The following is an 18652-nucleotide window of genomic DNA, read 5'->3' as shown; positions in this document are numbered from 1 at the left end:
ATGTCTATTCTAATTAACAAAGACACCAAAGTTCTCGTTCAGGGCTTAACTGGTAAAACTGGTACATTCCACACCGAACAAGCGCTTGCTTATCACGGCACCAAAATGGTCGGTGGTATTCACCCGAAAAAAGGTGGTCAGACTTGGGAAGGTAAAGGCGGCGAGACGCTTCCAATCTTTGCAAGTGTTGCAGAAGGTAAAGCTGCAACGGGTGCGAACGCTTCTGTTGTTTACGTTCCACCAGCAGGTGCAGGCGCAGCGATCATTGAAGCTATTGACGCAGAAATCCCGCTGATCATTTGTATCACAGAAGGCATTCCGGTGTCTGACATGGTTAAAGTGAAAGCGCGTTTGGATAAATCCAATTCACGTCTTATTGGACCAAACTGCCCAGGCGTTATGACACCTGATGAATGTAAAATTGGCATTATGCCGGGCAATATCTTCAAAAAAGGTTCTGTCGGTATCTTGTCACGTTCAGGAACGCTGACTTACGAAGCTGTGTTCCAAACAACCAATGAAGGTCTTGGTCAGAGCTCTGCTGTTGGTATTGGTGGTGACCCGGTTAAGGGTACAGAATTTATCGATATGCTTGATTTGTATCTTGATGATCCTGAAACCGAGAGCATTATCATGATCGGTGAAATCGGTGGTTCAGCGGAAGAAGAAGCGTCTGAATGGCTGATCGAACAAGCTAAATTGGGCCGTAAAAAACCAATGGTTGGCTTTATTGCTGGTCGTACGGCACCTCCAGGTAGAACTATGGGTCACGCTGGTGCGGTTATTTCCGGCGGTAAAGGCGGAGCAGAAGATAAAATTGCAGCCATGGAAGCTGCAGGTATCACTGTTTCACCATCACCAGCTCAATTGGGCAAAACACTTGTAAAAGTGTTGAACGGTTAGAAAACTGAAGCTGGTAGCAATTAATGTTACCAGCTTCGCACAAAGCTCGGGGCGTTATAAGCGAGCTTGATTTAAACCAAACGGCTGAGTCGAATTCTCAGCGACAGATAGGGGACGGGGCTTTCCCGTTATAAAAAATGGCACGCCAAGAAGCCAATGAGTTTTTCCAGCAAACATCTTTCCTAGATGGGACGAATGCCGCCTATATCGAAGATATGTATGCACGTTATCTCGATAGTCCGAATTCTGTGCCTGTTGAGTGGCAATCATTTTTTGCGGAATTAGGTGATGACCCAGATAGCATTCGCAAATCTGCTCAAGGCGCATCGTGGAAAAAAGATCATTGGCCACAGCAGCCAAATGGTGAATTAGTCTCTGCCCTTGATGGCGATTGGGGCACTGTTGAAAAGCATGTCGAAGAGAAGTTAAAAGCCAAAGCGCAAAGCGCTGGTGCAGCGCCTGATCAAGCCGAAATTGAGCAAGCAGCGCGTGATAGTGTTCGCGCCATTATGATGATCCGCGCTTTTCGTATGCGTGGTCATTTGCATGCAGATCTTGACCCTCTTGGAATTGCCAAGAAAAAAGAAGCGTATGATGAACTTTCCCCTGCGTCATATGGTTTTACCCCTGAAGATAATGATCGTAAGATTTTCATCGACCACGTACTTGGTTTGGAATATGCGACAATTCCGCAGATGGTTGATATTTTGCAACGCACATATTGTTCGACAATGGGCGTTGAGTTTATGCACATCTCCAACCCCGAAGAAAAATCATGGTTGCAGCAACGCATCGAAGGTCCAGATAAAGCAATCGACTTTTCTGTAAACGGTAAGAAAGCGATTTTGCAAAAGCTGATTGAAGCTGAAGGCTTTGAGAAGTTTATTGACGTTAAATACAAAGGCACAAAGCGTTTTGGTCTAGATGGTGGTGAATCGCTCATTCCAGCGCTTGAGCAGATCATCAAACGTGGTGGTAATCTCGGCCTTAAAGAAATCGTCTTTGGCATGGCGCACCGTGGTCGCTTGAATGTGTTGAGCCAAGTGATGGCAAAACCGCATCGCGCGATTTTCCATGAATTTAAAGGTGGTTCATTTGCCCCTGATGAAGTGGAAGGTTCAGGTGATGTGAAATATCACTTGGGTGCATCATCTGACCGCGAGTTTGATGGCAATAAAGTTCACTTATCACTCACTGCGAACCCATCTCACCTTGAGATTGTTAACCCGGTGGTTATGGGTAAAGCGCGTGCAAAGCAAGACATTATCGGTAAGCCAGAAGGCGATATCGTTCCGTTGACAGAGCGTGTGAAAGTGATGCCGCTATTGCTGCACGGTGATGCAGCCTTTGCTGGTCAGGGTGTGATTGCGGAGATCCTGGGTTTATCAGGTCTACGTGGACACCGTGTTGCGGGTACTGTTCACTTCATCATCAATAACCAAATCGGCTTTACAACAAACCCAGCCTTCTCTCGCTCTTCGCCTTATCCTTCTGATGTTGCGAAAATGATTGAAGCGCCAATCTTCCACGTCAATGGAGATGATCCGGAAGCTGTGGTTTATGCGGCTAAAGTTGCAACAGAATATCGCATGAAATTCCACAAGCCTGTGGTGATCGACATGTTCTGTTACCGCAGATTTGGCCACAACGAAGGTGATGAGCCAGCGTTTACACAGCCAAAAATGTACAAAAACATTCGTGCGCACAAAACGACTGTTGAGATCTACGGTTCGCGCTTGGTTGAAGAAGGCGTTATTTCTCAAGCTGAGTTTGATGGCATGAAAGCTGACTGGCGCGCTAAACTTGAGGTCGAGTTTGAAGCTGGTCAGGCATATAAGCCAAACAAAGCGGATTGGCTTGATGGTCAGTGGTCTGGTTTGTCCACGGCTAACAATGCGGATGAACAGCGTCGCGGTAAAACTGCAGTGCCTGCTAAAACACTTCGCGAAATCGGTCAGAAGATTTCAACAATCCCAGATGGTTTTAAAGCGCATAAAACTATTGAACGCTTTATGAAAAACCGCGCCAAAATGATTGAAACCGGCGAAGGTATCGATTGGGCAATGGGTGAAGCATTGGCCTTTGGTTCTATGTGTCAGGATGGAGCACGTGTTCGTTTGTCCGGTCAGGATTGTGAGCGTGGTACGTTCTCGCAACGCCATTCAGTGCTTTATGATCAGGAAACAGAAGATCGCTATATTCCATTGAGCAATTTGTCTCCGTCGCAAGGCGAATATGAAGTGATTAACTCAATGCTGTCGGAAGAAGCGGTGCTTGGTTTTGAATATGGATATTCGCTCGCACAGCCAAATGCTTTGACTTTATGGGAAGCGCAGTTTGGTGATTTTGCCAATGGCGCGCAGGTTCTGTTTGATCAGTTCATCTCATCAGGCGAGCGCAAATGGTTGCGTATGTCTGGTCTTGTTTGCTTGCTGCCGCATGGCTACGAAGGGCAAGGACCGGAGCACTCATCTGCACGTCTTGAACGGTTCCTTCAGCTTTGTGCTGAGGACAATATGCAAGTTGCGAACTGTACAACGCCTGCAAACTATTTCCATATTTTGCGTCGTCAGCTGAACCGTGATTTCCGTAAACCACTTATTTTGATGACACCAAAATCATTGCTCCGTCATAAGCGTGCGGTGTCGAGCTTCTCAGAGCTAACAGGTGAATCAACATTCCACCGTCTGTTATGGGATGATGCTGAAGTGATTAAAGATGCACCAATTCAGCTGCAAAAAGACAGCAAGATCCGTCGCGTCGTGATGTGTTCTGGTAAGGTTTATTATGACCTTTACGAAGAGCGTGAAAAGCGTGGTCTGGATGACATTTATCTCTTGCGTCTTGAGCAGCTTTATCCGTTCCCAGCCAAAGCTTTGATCAATGAACTATCGCGCTTTGCAAATGCTGAAATGGTGTGGTGTCAGGAAGAGCCTAAGAATATGGGTGCCTGGTCATTTATCGATCCGTATTTGGAATGGGTGCTTGCGCATATCAATGCAAAATACCAACGCGTTCGCTACACGGGTCGTGCTGCAGCTGCTTCGACAGCAACAGGTTTGATGTCTCAGCATTTAGCCCAGCTTGAAGCCTTCTTAGAAGACGCACTTGGTAATTAGAATATTTGAACCTATTTGAATTTTAACGTTTAAAACAACAACGAGAGAAAACACTATGGCTACTGAAATCCGCGTTCCTACATTGGGTGAAAGTGTGAGCGAAGCCACGATTGGCACTTGGTACAAAAAAGCTGGAGATGCAGTGGCCGCAGATGAGCCCATTGTTGAACTTGAAACAGATAAGGTGACTTTGGAAGTGCCTGCACCTGCGTCAGGCGTTTTGTCTGAGATCATCGCACAAGAAGGTGACACTGTTGAAGTGGATGCGCTTTTGGGCCAGATCGCTGAAGGTGAGGGCGCAGCGCCTGCACCGGCTGCTGAAGCACCAAAAGAAGCAGCACCTGCTGCTGCCCCAGCGCCTGCGGCATCTGGATCAGATATGCCAGCTGCACCGGCTGCTGCAAAAATGATGGCTGAAAACAATATCTCATCTGATCAGGTGGATGGTTCAGGTAAACGTGGTCAGGTTCTTAAAGGTGATGTGATCAGCGCACTTGAAAAAGGTGTGTCTACACCTGCAGCTCCAGCTGCTGCACCTCGTGCAGCTTCATCTGAAGCTGATGCGCCGCGTGAAGAGCGTGTGAAAATGACACGTCTTCGTCAGACAATTGCTAAGCGTTTGAAAGATGCACAAAACACAGCTGCAATGCTGACCACTTATAACGAAGTGGACATGACAGCTGTGATGGAACTTCGTAAGAAATACAAAGAGCTGTTTGAAAAGAAACACGGTGTGAAACTTGGTTTCATGGGCTTCTTCACAAAGGCAGTTTGTCATGCGCTGAAAGAAATCCCGGCTGTGAATGCTGAGATTGATGGCACGGATCTGGTTTACAAAAACTTCTGTCACATCGGTGTTGCTGTGGGTACACCAAAAGGTCTTGTTGTGCCTGTCGTGCGTGATGCAGATGACATGTCAATTGCTGAAGTTGAGCAAGAGATTGGTCGTTTGGGTCGTGCAGCGCGCGATGGCGAACTTGGTATGGCGGACATGCAGGGCGGCACATTCACTATCTCAAATGGTGGTGTATACGGCTCACTCATGTCCTCGCCAATTTTGAATGCACCTCAGTCCGGTATCTTGGGCATGCACAAAATTCAAGAGCGTCCAATGGCAATTGGCGGGCAGGTTGTTATCCGTCCGATGATGTATTTGGCACTGTCATACGATCACCGCATTGTTGATGGTAAAGAAGCCGTGACATTCTTGGTTCGCGTTAAAGAAAGCCTTGAAGATCCAGAGCGTTTGGTTCTTGATCTCTAAGTTGATTGAGCAAAATTATGGTTCTACACAAGAAGCTAATACAACTTTCATCCGTTGCGATGATCATGCTTCTTGTGGGGCCCTCTTACGCAACGGCAATATCTTGCGAGCAAAGTAAAGCGCGGTATATTGATCCTGAATCTGACTTGGTTTTTGCCTTTGAAGAAGGGTCGGAAACCTCAGCGTTTTTGCAAGGTTTTTCCATCGGTTCAGAAAAGTCTGAGACGAAGATTGAAGGTTTTATTACGTTAGAAGGCAATCCCTTGCGCCCAATCGCTTATGCGGTTCATCAATGTCCGGATGGCGATATAACAGGGGAAGAATTGGCCAAATGCACGATCTGGCAAGGTGTGCCTTATGGTTTGTATTCCGACGGAGCTGTTGGATTATTGCCGGATGAGGGTGATCCTGCAGTCAAGCAATTGTTACTGCCAGACTTCGCCCGATCTGTTATGTCTAAACCCATCTGGAATGAGTTAAATATTGATCGCGAGCCGTTTGAAGTTTTCGATCTGTTGGATTGTGGAGCACAGTGATGGCCTGGAAAGATTTAATGAGCGCTAATATCAAGCGGCTTGAAAAGCTGAAAGCAGAAATGCCAGAAGCTTACGGTGCGTTTGAAGCAATGGGTAAAGCTGCCAAAAAACCTGGTGCTATGGATGAGAAAACCAAAGAATATATTGCTTTGGCTATGTCCATTGCGACCCAGTGCGAAAGCTGCATTGCATTTCACACCCGCTCGCTCATTCGCCTTGGTGCAACACGAGACGAGTTTTGCGAAGGGCTAGCGATGATTGGTTATATGGCTTCTGGGCCTGGGCTGACTTATGGTGCGAAAGCGCTCGAAGCTTATGATGAATTTACCGAAGGCAAATAGGATTTAACAATGGGATTTGAATTTTCATCATTTGTATTTCCTTGGCTAGAATTTACCGCGCTCTTTATTGCCTTTGGTATTAATGCCGTTGTGCCAGGACCGGATTTTGCCATGGTCTTACGTCAATCCATCGTGCATGGTCGAAAGACAGCTATCCTCACAAGTCTTGGGATCGCGTCAGCGATTTTAGTTCATGGCACTTATACCTTGCTTGGTATTGGTTTGATTGTCAGCCAATCGCTGTTGTTGTTTTCAATTTTAAAAATAGCCGGTGCGCTTTATCTATTGTATTTAGGCATTTCGACATTTCGTGCTGCGCCACCTGAAAAACCAAATTTTGACGATGTTAAACAAAGCAATCAACCAAGTGCAATTGGCGCATTCACGATTGGGTTTTTAACAAATCTTTTGAACCCAAAGGCCGTGCTCTTTTTCCTTGCTTTGTTTTCAACCATCGTCAGTGCGTCAACGGTTGTTGAGGTGAAAGCTATTTATGTTGTGACAATGAGCTTGCAACTCTTTGCTTGGTATCTGCTGGTCTCGATTTTCTTTACGACACCGAGTGTCCGTGGTGCGTTTTACAAAATCGGTAAGTGGTTTAACCGGATTACAGGTGCTGCACTTGTGATGTTGGCGGTTCGAGTCGCAACGTCGCGTCAGTAAAGATTAGGGGTGATCGATATGACTGATAATGTAGTGATTGTAACTGGTGGTAGCCGCGGGATTGGTGCTGAGGCAGCAAAGCTTGCTGGCGCACAAGGCTATACAGTGATTGTCAATTTTGTATCTAATCAATCTGCTGCGGACAAGGTGGTAGGCGAGATCGCGGGTGCAGGTGGCAAGGCCTACTCTCTTCAAGGCGATATGCAGCATGAAGATGATGTCTTAGAGCTGTTTGAATTTGCTAAATCTAAAGGCACGATCAAAGCATTGGTCAATAATGCCGGCGTTGTTGATCATGCAGCGCGTCTTGATGAAATGTCGCTTGAACGCCTCAACCGCATATTCGCGATCAACCTAACAGGTGCTTTTTTGTGTGCGCGTGAAGCCGTGAAAGCTATGTCGACCAAACATGGTGGTTCGGGCGGCTCGATTGTTAATTTAAGCTCGGCCGCAGCTAAACTGGGTGCTGGTGCGCAATATATTGATTACGCCTCCGCCAAGGGTGCGATTGATACAATGACTGTTGGTCTTGCGCGTGAAGTTGCAGAAGAAGGCATTCGTGTGAATGCGGTGCGCCCAGGTGTTATTGACACAGATATTCATGCATCCGGTGGGCAGCCCGATCGTGCGCAAGAACTCGCGTCTATTATCCCAATGAAGCGTCCGGGCGATGCCATTGAAGTTGCCAAAGCCATTATCTGGCTCATGTCAGATGATGCATCATATTCAACAGGAACGATTATCGACGTCTCTGGCGGGCGATCCATTGTCCCATAAACCCAATTATTTAGCTTAAGACTAAGGAAAAACTCATGTCTTCATATGATCTCATCGTAATCGGCACCGGACCTGGTGGCTATGTTTGCGCCATTAAGGCTGCACAATTGGGTCTAAAAACCGCGGTTGTTGAAAAACGCGCAACGCTTGGCGGGACTTGTCTCAATATCGGCTGTATTCCATCCAAAGCGCTTCTTCATGCATCAGAAGTTTTTGATCATGCTGGTCATCAATATGCAGAGCTTGGCGTCGATCTTGAAACACCAAAACTAAATCTGCCAAACATGATGAAGCATAAAGAAGCGGTTATTAAATCCAATGTGGATGGTGTCGCATTTTTGATGAAGAAAAATAAGATCGATACCTATACAGGAACAGGTTCAATCGCGGCCGCTGGCAAAGTCACAGTGACGGCGGACGACGGTTCTACACAAGATTTAGAGACAAAGAATATTGTGATTGCAACTGGTTCAGATGTTGCGGGTATTCCAGGTGTTAAGGTCGATATTGATGAGAAGGTGATTGTCTCATCAACTGGTGCGCTTGAACTTGAACAAGTGCCAAGCAAAATGGTTGTTGTTGGTGGCGGTGTCATCGGACTTGAGCTTGGTTCGGTCTGGGCGCGTCTGGGCGCCGATGTCACTGTGGTTGAATATCTTGATACGGTGCTTGGTGGCATGGATAAAGAAGTGTCCAAGCAGTTTAAGAAGATCATGGAAAAGCAGGGCATTAAGTTTGAGCTCAGCGCCAAAGTGACTGAAGTTAAGAAAGCTGATAGCGGTGCTACTGTCACCTTTGAACCTGTTAAAGGTGGGGATGCGAAATCGGTTGGTGCAGATATTGTTCTCGTTGCAACGGGTCGTAAGCCATATACAGATAATCTTGGTCTTAAAGAAGCCGGTGTTGCTATGGATGATCGTGGCCGTGTTGAGATCGATGATCACTTCCAAACATCAGTCAAAGGTATTTATGCAATTGGTGATGTGGTCCGTGGTGCGATGCTTGCGCATAAGGCTGAAGACGAAGGTGTCGCGGTTGCTGAGATTCTTTCCGGTCAAGCAGGTCATGTGAACTACGATGTTATCCCAGGTGTTGTTTATACCCAGCCTGAAGTTGCTTCTGTTGGTAAAACAGAAGAAGAGCTTAAAGCTGCTGGTATTGCCTATCGTTCGGGTAAATTCCCATTCTCAGCAAATGGCCGTGCACGTGCGATGCTCGCACCTGATGGGTTTGCGAAAGTTCTAGCGGATAAAACAACCGATCGTGTGCTTGGTGTTCATATTATCGGCTTTGGCGCAGGTGATATGATCCATGAAGCGGCAGTGTTGATGGAATTTGGTGGGTCTTCTGAAGATTTGGGACGTACATGCCATGCGCACCCGACTATGTCTGAAGCTGTAAAAGAAGCAGCGATGGCGACTTTTGCAAAACCAATTCACATGTAAGGTGAACCCATGAATTTGAATATCTATCTTTCTGGTGAAATTCACACATCTTGGCGTGAAGAAATCATGGACGGCTGTAAAGCTAAAAAACTTGATGTGAGTTTTTCTGCTCCTGTGACAGATCATGATGCGTCAGATGATTGTGGTGTTGCGATTTTGGGCGCAGAAGATCAAAAGTTTTGGCATGATCATAAGGGTGCTAAAATGAACGCGATCCGCACACGCAAAGGCATTGAAGATGCCGATGTCGTTGTCGTGCGGTTTGGTGAGAAATATAAACAATGGAATGCAGCTTTTGATGCAGGCTATGCTTCTGCGCTTGGCAAATCCATCATCGTTATTCATTCAGCTGAACATCAACATGCGCTTAAAGAAGTTGACGCTGCAGCATTAGCTGTTTGCGAAAAGGCCGATGAAGTTGTCGATATTTTACAATATGTTTTAACGAGCAAATTACCAAGCTAATTAAATCAGATGATGCGGGTGTGTTATTGCACCCGCGTGATCTCATAACCTTCTTTGCGTAGCAGTTCAATTACGCCTTCTTTGCCTGGAAGATGAAGCGCGCCAATAGCAATAAAGGCATTGCCTTTATCTAAGATTGGTTCCGCTCGCTCTGCCATCAGGTAGTTTCGCGCGAGTATAATCTTTGCTTCAAACTCACCAAAGTCTGCATCTGGATCTTCTTCTTGTCCCAGATTCTTGGCGACAGCGGTTAACGCGGGTGTAATGAGGCCAATGTCTTCTTGAAGGTATAATTGGGTCATTGTTTCATGAACGTCATTGAGCAAGTCTCCAAGTTTGAGGCTTTCAACAAGCCCCTTTACTTGGAACTCAATTGGTAGCGACCCGATCGCCGACATTTGTTCAAAGATGGTTTCCAATCCTTCAAGATTTTTGCCCTGAGATTTGGCGCGTTCAACTATGTCGAAATCTAAGATTTGCTGACCATTTGCTCTGCGCTGTTGTTCGCATTGCGGAATACTGACAAGGCTCATTACCATCCAGGGTTTTTGTCGCGCAACCAAGCTTGCTGGTATGCCCCGTTCTTTGAGCTCCGCCTCTACAAAAGCCTTGTCTTCGGCCGACATCGTGCTTGTCAGCCTCTGATCGTCGGTGAACATTGTCAGTCCAGGATTTTTGAATAACGCGGCCTGTGCCTTGCGAGGATCAAGCAGATCCAACGTCTCGATCACAACGGTGTCGGATAGATCAATAGCTTGCTTGACCTGATCGGGTAGGTTTAACACACGCGGATCTGTGACATGCATGGTGCCATAAAGCCATGACGGTTTTAGTCCATCCTTGGAAATTTTCCAAAAAAGCCCCTGACCATTTGGCGTATTTAATGCTTCCTGTTGGACGTCTTGCAAAGTTTGCTCGGATAATTGCTGAACCAGATTATTGCTAATACAGGATTTGTCCAACTCGTCAGATTGTGCTTGATCTACGGCAAACATGTTGAAAACGACAAAGCTGATTAGTGCCAGAACGTGCAACCCAATGGCGATCGTCTGATCAAGATTTTCGTTCAAAAATTTGCGCCAAGTGATGGTTTTGGTCAACATACACGTCCCTAATTTACTGTCCAGCGGGATATTAGCTCCAATTTGCCATAAAATTAGTAAACGTATTAGCGCAGAGCGCATTTATGGTTTTCAACTTGTTAATATGAAAAACCTTAATTCCCAAAACGAAAAGTTAGATTAAGCCCGCGGGTGAGCTTTGTTGTATATATCGAGCAATCTGGCTGTATCGACACCTGTATAAATTTGCGTGGTTGATAGGCTCGCATGTCCTAATAATTCCTGGATCGTTCTTAAATCCCCTCCACCTGCTAACAGATGTGTCGCAAAAGAATGCCGCAATGCATGTGGAGTTGCTGTATCTGGTAAATTCAGCGCTGAGCGTAGCTTTTTCATGTCCCGTTGAATGATCGCTGCGTGCAATTTGCCACCACGTGCGCCTCGGAACAATAATTCGGAGTTTTCCAATTGAAACGGGCACAGGTCAATGTAAGTTTCGATCGCTTCAATCGCGACTGGAAGGATAGGAACAATCCGTGATTTCCCTCCCTTGCCGTTGATGCGTAAAGCTTCAGTTTTTTTAGTAATTTCACCACGGGTTAAGTTTAATGCCTCTGAAATGCGTAGACCACATCCGTAAAGAAGTACCATAACTGCAGTATTGCGTGCAGCAAGCCAAGGTTCGTCAATCATTTGCAGGTCTTGATTGGTAACGCGAATTGCGTCTTGAGCTGTGAGCGGTTTAGGCAAAGATTTCGGTTGTTTTGGTGATCTTACAGCGCGCGCGCCTGATGCATTTGCCAAACCTTGTTTTTCTAAATATCGCAGAAATGAACGGACGCCGGCAAGTCCTCGTCCCAATGTGCGCGCACCTGCACCGTCGCGACGGCGCGATGCTAAAAATCCACGTAAATCCGCTGGGCGAATATCAGAAAGATCCTTTATGCTCGGCGGTTTTGCCAAGTGATCGGTCATAAAAACGAAGAATTGTCGCAAATCTCGCTCATAAGCTTCGACAGTTTTGTCTGATAACCGTCGCTCAGATTCTAAATTAATCAACCATTGAGACTGTTGCTTGATTACATCTTTACCGGCAATTGTGAGATATTCTGTCATGAAATCCACTATAATTTGGGTTCAACACTTTCAAATTTTACCGCAGATATGTTATTGCGCCGTTAAATATGGATGAAAAGACGTAATTTTGATTTACGTCATAGTAACTACACAATTCGCTGCAATAAGACGGCCAGATGCCCAAGATAATTCGGGTGTTTTTAGACCAAGCAGTTTTGTAGATAATGGTGCAACATGTTTAAGCGCAATGAAATGACCGCTTTTGGTGGTTTGTCTGAAGCTCTGCAACTTTTAACATATGGTAGACCAGGCCATATCGTTGATGAATTGATTGCTGAGCGCGGTAAAGGCATTATGAGCCATCCACTTTGGCCTGTTATTCGCCCCATAGCGCATACGTTTTTGCATTACCGAGAAGCTATTCAATTTGCTGATGCAACGAGCCAATTATCTGGACACGATTCTTTTGAATATATCAGTAAGATCTTAAACCTTCAGATCAACGTTTCAGGTTACGAGCGTATCCCGCGTGAAGGTGCTTTTTTGCTAGTTAGTAACCATCCAACAGGGATTGCTGACGGTATTGCGATGTTCGATATGCTTAAGGGTGTACGACCTGATATGATGTTCTTTGCCAATCGGGACGCAATTCGTGTTAATCCGCGTTTGAATGAAATTATCATACCGGTTGAATGGCGCGAGGAATATAAATCTCGCTTAAAAGCACGTGAGACGCTGCAACTAACGTCAAAGACATTTAAAGAAGATAAAGCTGGGATCTTGTTCCCATCCGGTCGCATCGCATATTGGGATAATGAAAAGGGTAAATTGGCTGAACGTGAATGGAAGCCATCAGTTTATTCCATGGCACGGAAATATAATCTTCCGATCCTGCCGGTAAACATGAGTTCACGTAATTCAGGTCTATTTTACTTTTTGTCAAAATATTCAGCTGAGTTGCGCGATATTACCGTGTTTCATGAATTGCTGAATAAGAAGAATAAGATCTTTAATTTTAAAATCGGCAATATCATCATGCCAGACCAGTTGGGCAATGATATGAATGCCGCAACGAAAGCGCTTGAGCAGCATACGGTTCACGGACTTATCGAAGATTTAGATCATGGGTTTGATCTGGGGTATCAGCCTGATCAAAGTCAAAAATACGCTTCGGCATTTTAAACCGATCAAATGAATAATAAAAAACCGGCGCTTGGGTCAAACGCCGGTTTTTTTATTTTTATTCCTAAGCAGGTTATCCGATTGATTGACCTGTTTTTGCCCAGTCTGCCATAAATGCGTCCAAGCCTTTGTCTGTCAAAGGATGCTTCACAAGCGCTTTAAGTGTTGCAGGCGGCGCAGTCACCACATCAGCACCAATTAACGCTGCGTCTTTAACGTGGTTCACTGTGCGAACTGAGGCTGCCAAGATTTCAGTTTGGAAATCATAATTGTCATAGATCTGACGGATCTCAGCAATAAGTTCCATACCGTCAAGGCTGATGTCATCCAAGCGACCGATAAATGGTGAGATAAATGTTGCGCCTGCTTTTGCTGCAAGCAGAGCTTGGTTTGCAGAAAAACACAAAGTGACATTTGTTTGGTGTCCATCGCCAGTGAGTGCTTTACATGCTTTTAAACCGTCAAGTGTCAACGGCAGTTTGATGCAGATATTGTCTGCAATCTTAGCAAGCACTTCTGCCTCTTTAAGCATTTCGCTATATTCCATGGCTGTGACTTCAGCAGACACAGGACCTTCTACAATGGAACAGATTTCTTTAGTTACTTCGATGATGTCACGACCAGATTTCATGATCAGGGAAGGGTTAGTTGTCACACCATCCAACAGACCCAGATCATTAATTTCTCTGATATCGTCTACATTGGCTGTATCGACAAAAAATTTCATAATTGAACTCCGAATTTATCAAGCTGATGGTAAAAACCATCATTTTTAGTGGGCGCAGCTTTTCTTTAGACTAATCTGGGGGCAAGGTCACGTCCTAATGATGAATGATTCGCAAAACCTGCTGTTTGAAGAAGCTCAACCGCGTTCGGTTCCTGTTTTGGTGCCAATGCCGGTGGAGCGTCCCTTCACCTATGCCGTTCCTGATGGGGTGGACGTGGAGCCGGGTTCGATTGTGCAAGTACCGCTTGGTCCGCGTAAAGTTATCGGTGTGGTCTGGGACGGTGAAACAGATCAGGTTGACGCTAAAAAACTAAAATCTATCAGCGAAGTTTTTGATTGCCCCCCGCTGACCCAATCCATGCGCAAATTCATCGATTGGATCGCCAATTATACAATTTCTCCACCTGGTTTGGTTGCGCGAATGGCACTGCGTGCACCCGCTGCGTTAGAACCGGAGCCGATGATCCCCGCTTTGCGCAATACGGGACAAATGCCGGAGCGACTTACCGAAGCGCGCAAGCGCGTTTTAGAGCATAGCTCCGATGGTATGGCTTGGAGCAAATCTGGTCTTGCGCATGCTGCGGGTGTTACACCAAGTGTGATTGATGGATTGGCTAAACAAGGTGTGTTCGAGACGATCATGTTGCCCGCGCCGGCAATCGTGGCAAAGCCTGATCCAACTTATGGACGTGCTGAATTGAGCGATGAGCAAATTGCTGGTGCCGATGATCTGGTTGAAATCATTTCAGATGACGCGTTTCATTCTGTATTGCTCGATGGTGTAACAGGATCAGGTAAGACCGAAGTTTATTTTGAGGCAATTGCGAAAGTTTTAGAGCGTGGCCAGCAAGTATTGATTTTACTGCCTGAGATCGCGCTCACCGCCTCATTTTTGAAACGCTTTGAAGATCGCTTTGGTGCTCCACCCGCTGAATGGCATTCAGATGTTGCACCGAAAAACAGAGAGCGCGTGTGGCGGCAAGTTATTGATGGGCAAGTGCGCGTAGTTGCCGGTGCTAGAAGTGCATTGTTTTTGCCGTTTGAAAATTTGGGTTTAATTGTTGTCGATGAGGAGCATGACCCGGCTTATAAGCAACAGGATCGTGTTTTTTATCACGCGCGCGATATGGCGGTTGTTAGAGCGCGGCTCAACGATATTCCTGTTATTTTAGCCTCAGCAACACCATCTTTGGAAACGCATGTAAATGCTGAGCAAGGTCGTTATGAGCGTATTGTATTGTCAAAACGCTTTTCCGATGCAGCTCTGCCGGATTTATCGCTTGTTGATATGCGCAAAACGCCTCCCAAACGCGGCGGGTTTATCTCGCCAGTTTTAATCGATGCTGTGCGCAAAACACTTGAGCGCGAAGAGCAGGCGTTGATGTTTTTGAACCGACGAGGTTATGCACCTCTGACCTTATGCCGGGTGTGCGGTCATAGATTTCAATGTCCAAATTGTTCTACCTGGCTGGTGGAACACAGGTTTAGAGGCCAAATCCAATGTCACCATTGTGGCTATCATGAACCCGTGCATGAATCATGCCCGGAATGCGGAACGTTTGATCACTTGGTTGCCTGTGGTCCTGGGGTCGAACGGATTGCGGAAGAGATGGATCAACATTTCCCCGATGCAAGGGTTATCGTTTTGTCTTCAGATATGATGGGTGGCTCAAAGCGATTAAGACTTGAGTTGGATGCAATTGCCAAGGGTGAAGCTGATATCATTATTGGCACGCAATTGGTCGCAAAGGGCCATAATTTTCCGCTTATGACGTTAGTTGGGGTGGTGGACGCTGATTTAGGTTTGTCAAATGGGGATCCCCGCGCTGCAGAACGGACTTACCAATTATTGTCTCAAGTCACAGGTCGCGCCGGGCGGACGGGCCGGAAAAGTTCCGGGCTTATTCAAACGTATCAACCAGAACATCCGGTTATGCAGGCGCTAGTCTCTGGTGATGGTGAATTGTTTTATGAGCGAGAAACCATTGAAAGGGAACGCGCTAACTTGCCACCATTTGGTCGTTTGGCTTCGATTATTATATCCGCTAATAACCGTGTTGAAGCGGAAGTTCACGGTAAGGCATTGCGAAGTTCAGCTCCTTCCGGATCACCGTTTAATCTGTTAGGGCCGGCGGATGCACCTTTAGCATTGGTGCGTGGGCGTCACCGAATGAGGTTGCTCATTCATGGTCCGAAAGGTGCAGATATTCAAAAGTACATTCGTCAGATGTTTGAAGGTGGACCCAAAGAGCGCGGATCACTGAGGGTGCAAATTGATATTGATCCGCAGAGTTTTCTTTAATCTGATCTTCGTGTATTGCCGTAGTTAGAATAAACATACGCAGTTAGGGCCGCATAACATGATCGATTTTTATTTTCCCACCTCACCAGGCGAGTGGTTTGCTTTTGCTTCCGCGATCGTAACAATTGGATTTGGTGTGTTGTTGCTGGTCATGCCGCGGTTATCTTTGAAAATATTGCGGCTGAAGACATTTGATGATGTGCCGTCAGCGGTTTCAGAATCACGCGCGACAATGGCCGGCTTCTATTTGGGTGTTGGGTTTTGCTGTATTCTGCTCGCGCAACCGCTTTTATACCTCGCATTGGGCGTGAGTTGGATAATTACTGCCTGCGGGCGCATAGTTTCTATGGCGCTTGATGGGGGAAATACCAAGTACAATTGGATATCCTGGCCTATCGAAGCATTGCTGGGCATTTTGCCGACATTATACGTTTTTGGTTTGATTTAGAAATGTGTATATAAATCAATAGGATACGATTATTTTGCCCCTAGGGTGCGGCGTTTCATCTCACATTGTTTCAATTTTGGTGCCTCACGTGTGTTGCCTGTCAGAAAATCCTATGCTAGGTACCCGCAAAATATGGAAAACATGTGGGGAGAATTCTCATGTCTTTCATTAAAATCGTAAATAATTAAGCCGATATCGCTTGGAGTTCTTCCAAATTTGATATTGCTTGACCAGAACAGAGAAAATTGCCCGTGGCTGACAGTTCCAATCTCATTTCCGGTGTTGCAGAACGATATGCGTCGTCGCTGTTTGAACTTGCTCTAGAAGCAAAATCTATTGATAAAGTTGGCAAGGAGCTTGAAAGCTTCGAAGCTATGATCGAGAAAAGTGAAGATCTTAAAAGACTTATTGAAAGCCCTGTGTTTTCAGCTGAAGATCAGTTTAACGCTGTTTCAGCTTTGGCCAAAAAGGCTAAAATCTCCGGTTTGACCGGAAACTTCCTAAATGTTGTTGCGCAAAACAGACGTTTGTTTACGCTTCCTGCTATTGCGCAGGGGTATCGTGAGCTTGTCGCGCGTCATCGCGGGGAAGTGACTGCAGACGTAATCTCAGCTCATGAGTTGAATGCAACGCAGACAAAAGAATTGCAGGCTGCGCTGAAGAGCGTGACTGGCAAAACCGTAGCGGTCAAACTTACCGTTGATCCGTCGCTTCTCGGCGGTCTAATTGTTAAAATTGGTTCGCGTCAGATTGATACATCTTTGCGTACTAAACTTTCCACCCTTAAGCTCTCATTGAAAGAGGTTGGCTGATGGACATCCGTGCCGCGGAAATTTCCGCAATCCTAAAAGATCAAATTAAAAATTTCGGCAAAGAGGCAGAAGTCTCTGAAGTCGGTCAAGTATTGTCAGTGGGCGATGGTATCGCTCGTGTGTATGGACTTGATAACGTTCAGGCTGGTGAGATGGTCGAATTCCCTGGTGGTATTCGCGGCATGGCACTTAACCTTGAAGCTGACAATGTTGGTGTTGTTATCTTTGGTTCTGACCGTGACATTAAAGAAGGCGACGTTGTAAAACGTACTGGCGCTATTGTGGACGTGCCTGTTGGTCCTGAAATGCTCGGCCGTGTGGTTGATGCTTTGGGTAACCCTATTGATGGCAAAGGCCCAATCAAAGCCAAGAAGCGTGCCCGTGTGGATGTTAAAGCTCCTGGTATTATGCCTCGTAAGTCTGTGCATGAGCCAATGGCAACTGGTCTTAAATCAATTGATGCTTTGATCCCGGTTGGTCGTGGTCAGCGTGAGCTTGTTATTGGTGACCGCCAAACAGGTAAAACAGCGATCCTTCTTGATACATTCCTTAACCAGAAGCCAGCACATGATGCAGACAACGAAGCTGACAAGCTTTACTGCGTATATGTTGCGGTTGGTCAGAAGCGTTCAACTGTTGCTCAGTTCGTGAAGGTTCTAGAAGATCGCGGTGCGCTTGAATATTCAATCGTGATTGCAGCGACAGCGTCTGATCCTGCTCCGATGCAGTTCTTGGCACCATTCTCTGCTTGTACAATGGGCGAATACTTCCGTGACAATGGTCAACACGCTTTGATCGGTTACGATGATTTGTCAAAACAGGCTGTTGCCTATCGTCAAATGTCACTTCTACTTCGTCGTCCTCCGGGCCGTGAAGCTTATCCTGGTGACGTTTTCTATCTTCACTCACGTCTTCTTGAGCGTTCAGCGAAATTGAACGAAGACAATGGTTCTGGTTCTCTAACAGCTCTACCTGTTATTGAAACTCAAGCGAACGACGTGTCTGCTTATATTCCAACAAACGTGATTTCGATTACTGATGGTCAGATCTTCTTGGAAACAGAATTGTTCTACCAAGGTATCCGCCCAGCTGTGAACGTTGGTCTTTCAGTGTCACGTGTGGGTTCATCTGCTCAAATTAAAGCGATGAAACAGGTTGCTGGTTCGATTAAAGGTGAACTTGCTCAGTACCGTGAAATGGCTGCGTTTGCGCAGTTCGGTTCTGACTTGGATGCATCTACTCAGCGTTTGCTGAACCGTGGTGCGCGTTTGACAGAGCTATTGAAACAGCCTCAGTTCTCTCCGCTTAAAACGGAAGAGCAAGTTGCAGTGATCTTTGCTGGTGTGAACGGTTATCTTGATAACCTTGAAGTCAGCCAGGTTGGTGCATTTGAGCAAGGTCTTCTAAGCCACATGCGCGGCGAAGGAAAAGATGTTCTTGCTGCAATTGCTGACAAGAAAGCTGTCACCGATGAAATCAAAGAGAAGCTTGTAGCTGCGATTGATTCATTTGCGAAAACTTTTGCCTAAT

General features: G+C 46.1%; 17 protein-coding genes. 14 read left to right on the top strand and 3 right to left on the bottom strand.

The genetic code is table 11. The annotated features are described in order from the left end of the window. From sucD to ACZ1GZ_RS01025, 9 genes are all read left to right on the top strand, one after another. Entirely contained in the window at positions 1–903 is a 903-nt protein-coding gene (gene sucD / locus ACZ1GZ_RS01065; RefSeq protein ID WP_472666574.1) for a succinate--CoA ligase subunit alpha, read from the top strand. 137 nt (positions 904–1040) lie between these two features. Continuing rightward, positions 1041–4022, top strand: coding sequence for a 2-oxoglutarate dehydrogenase E1 component (locus tag ACZ1GZ_RS01060; protein ID WP_472666573.1), 2982 nt, complete (start codon positions 1041–1043; stop codon positions 4020–4022). Between the two features lie 55 nt (positions 4023–4077). Beyond that, complete coding sequence (odhB, locus tag ACZ1GZ_RS01055) at positions 4078–5286, top strand: 2-oxoglutarate dehydrogenase complex dihydrolipoyllysine-residue succinyltransferase (protein ID WP_472666572.1); 1209 nt, start codon at positions 4078–4080, stop codon at positions 5284–5286. 17 nt (positions 5287–5303) lie between these two features. Beyond that, complete coding sequence (locus ACZ1GZ_RS01050) at positions 5304–5822, top strand: hypothetical protein (protein ID WP_472666571.1); 519 nt, start codon at positions 5304–5306, stop codon at positions 5820–5822. A gap of 17 nt (positions 5823–5839) precedes the next feature. After that, positions 5840–6163 carry a carboxymuconolactone decarboxylase family protein gene (locus tag ACZ1GZ_RS01045; protein WP_472666570.1) on the top strand — a complete coding sequence of 108 codons (324 nt, stop codon included), beginning with the start codon at positions 5840–5842 and terminating at the stop codon, positions 6161–6163. Positions 6164–6172: 9 nt separating this feature from the next. After that, on the top strand, positions 6173–6826 hold the full coding sequence (locus ACZ1GZ_RS01040) for a LysE family translocator (RefSeq protein ID WP_472666569.1): 654 nt from the start codon (positions 6173–6175) through the stop codon (positions 6824–6826). Between the two features lie 18 nt (positions 6827–6844). Beyond that, on the top strand, positions 6845–7603 hold the full coding sequence (locus tag ACZ1GZ_RS01035; protein ID WP_472666568.1) for an SDR family oxidoreductase: 759 nt from the start codon (positions 6845–6847) through the stop codon (positions 7601–7603). A gap of 35 nt (positions 7604–7638) precedes the next feature. Beyond that, positions 7639–9048 carry a dihydrolipoyl dehydrogenase gene (lpdA, locus tag ACZ1GZ_RS01030; RefSeq protein WP_472666567.1) on the top strand — a complete coding sequence of 470 codons (1410 nt, stop codon included), beginning with the start codon at positions 7639–7641 and terminating at the stop codon, positions 9046–9048. A gap of 9 nt (positions 9049–9057) precedes the next feature. Further along, positions 9058–9513 (top strand): YtoQ family protein, encoded by a 456-nt coding sequence (locus ACZ1GZ_RS01025; protein WP_472666566.1) that lies wholly within the window; start codon positions 9058–9060, stop codon positions 9511–9513. A gap of 23 nt (positions 9514–9536) precedes the next feature. Here the strand turns inward: ACZ1GZ_RS01025 and ACZ1GZ_RS01020 are convergent, their stop codons facing one another. Next, positions 9537–10616: a TraB/GumN family protein gene (locus tag ACZ1GZ_RS01020; RefSeq protein WP_472666565.1), complete on the bottom strand. Its 1080-nt coding sequence runs from the start codon at positions 10614–10616 to the stop codon at positions 9537–9539. Positions 10617–10754: 138 nt separating this feature from the next. Beyond that, positions 10755–11690, bottom strand: a complete 936-nt coding sequence (locus ACZ1GZ_RS01015) for a tyrosine recombinase XerC (RefSeq protein WP_472666564.1) — start codon at positions 11688–11690, stop codon at positions 10755–10757. Between the two features lie 195 nt (positions 11691–11885). Between ACZ1GZ_RS01015 and ACZ1GZ_RS01010 the strand changes: the two genes are divergently transcribed. After that, a complete protein-coding gene (locus ACZ1GZ_RS01010) occupies positions 11886–12833 on the top strand; it encodes a 1-acyl-sn-glycerol-3-phosphate acyltransferase (RefSeq protein ID WP_472666563.1) in 948 nt (315 codons plus the stop codon). 73 nt (positions 12834–12906) lie between these two features. Here ACZ1GZ_RS01010 and fsa read toward each other — a convergent pair whose 3' ends face one another. After that, positions 12907–13560, bottom strand: coding sequence for a fructose-6-phosphate aldolase (gene fsa / locus ACZ1GZ_RS01005; protein WP_472666562.1), 654 nt, complete (start codon positions 13558–13560; stop codon positions 12907–12909). Positions 13561–13657: 97 nt separating this feature from the next. Between fsa and ACZ1GZ_RS01000 the strand changes: the two genes are divergently transcribed. The 4 genes from ACZ1GZ_RS01000 to atpA all read left to right on the top strand — a co-directional run bounded on the left by ACZ1GZ_RS01000 (position 13658) and on the right by atpA (position 18651). Beyond that, positions 13658–15862, top strand: a complete 2205-nt coding sequence (locus ACZ1GZ_RS01000; protein ID WP_472666561.1) for a primosomal protein N' — start codon at positions 13658–13660, stop codon at positions 15860–15862. A 58-nt stretch (positions 15863–15920) separates the two neighbouring features. Then, positions 15921–16310, top strand: coding sequence for an AGROH133_08824 family phage infection protein (locus tag ACZ1GZ_RS00995; protein WP_472666560.1), 390 nt, complete (start codon positions 15921–15923; stop codon positions 16308–16310). A 251-nt stretch (positions 16311–16561) separates the two neighbouring features. Further along, a complete protein-coding gene (locus ACZ1GZ_RS00990; protein WP_472666559.1) occupies positions 16562–17122 on the top strand; it encodes a F0F1 ATP synthase subunit delta in 561 nt (186 codons plus the stop codon). After that, positions 17122–18651: a F0F1 ATP synthase subunit alpha gene (gene atpA, locus ACZ1GZ_RS00985; protein ID WP_472666558.1), complete on the top strand. Its 1530-nt coding sequence runs from the start codon at positions 17122–17124 to the stop codon at positions 18649–18651. Before ACZ1GZ_RS00990 ends, atpA begins: the two co-directional genes overlap by 1 nt. Position 18652 lies beyond the last annotated feature (1 nt).

This window comes from Lentilitoribacter sp. JB5-8 (genome assembly GCF_055693385.1).
Note: the sequence above shows the minus strand (reverse complement) of the source record. Positions and strands in the feature narration are given on the sequence as shown.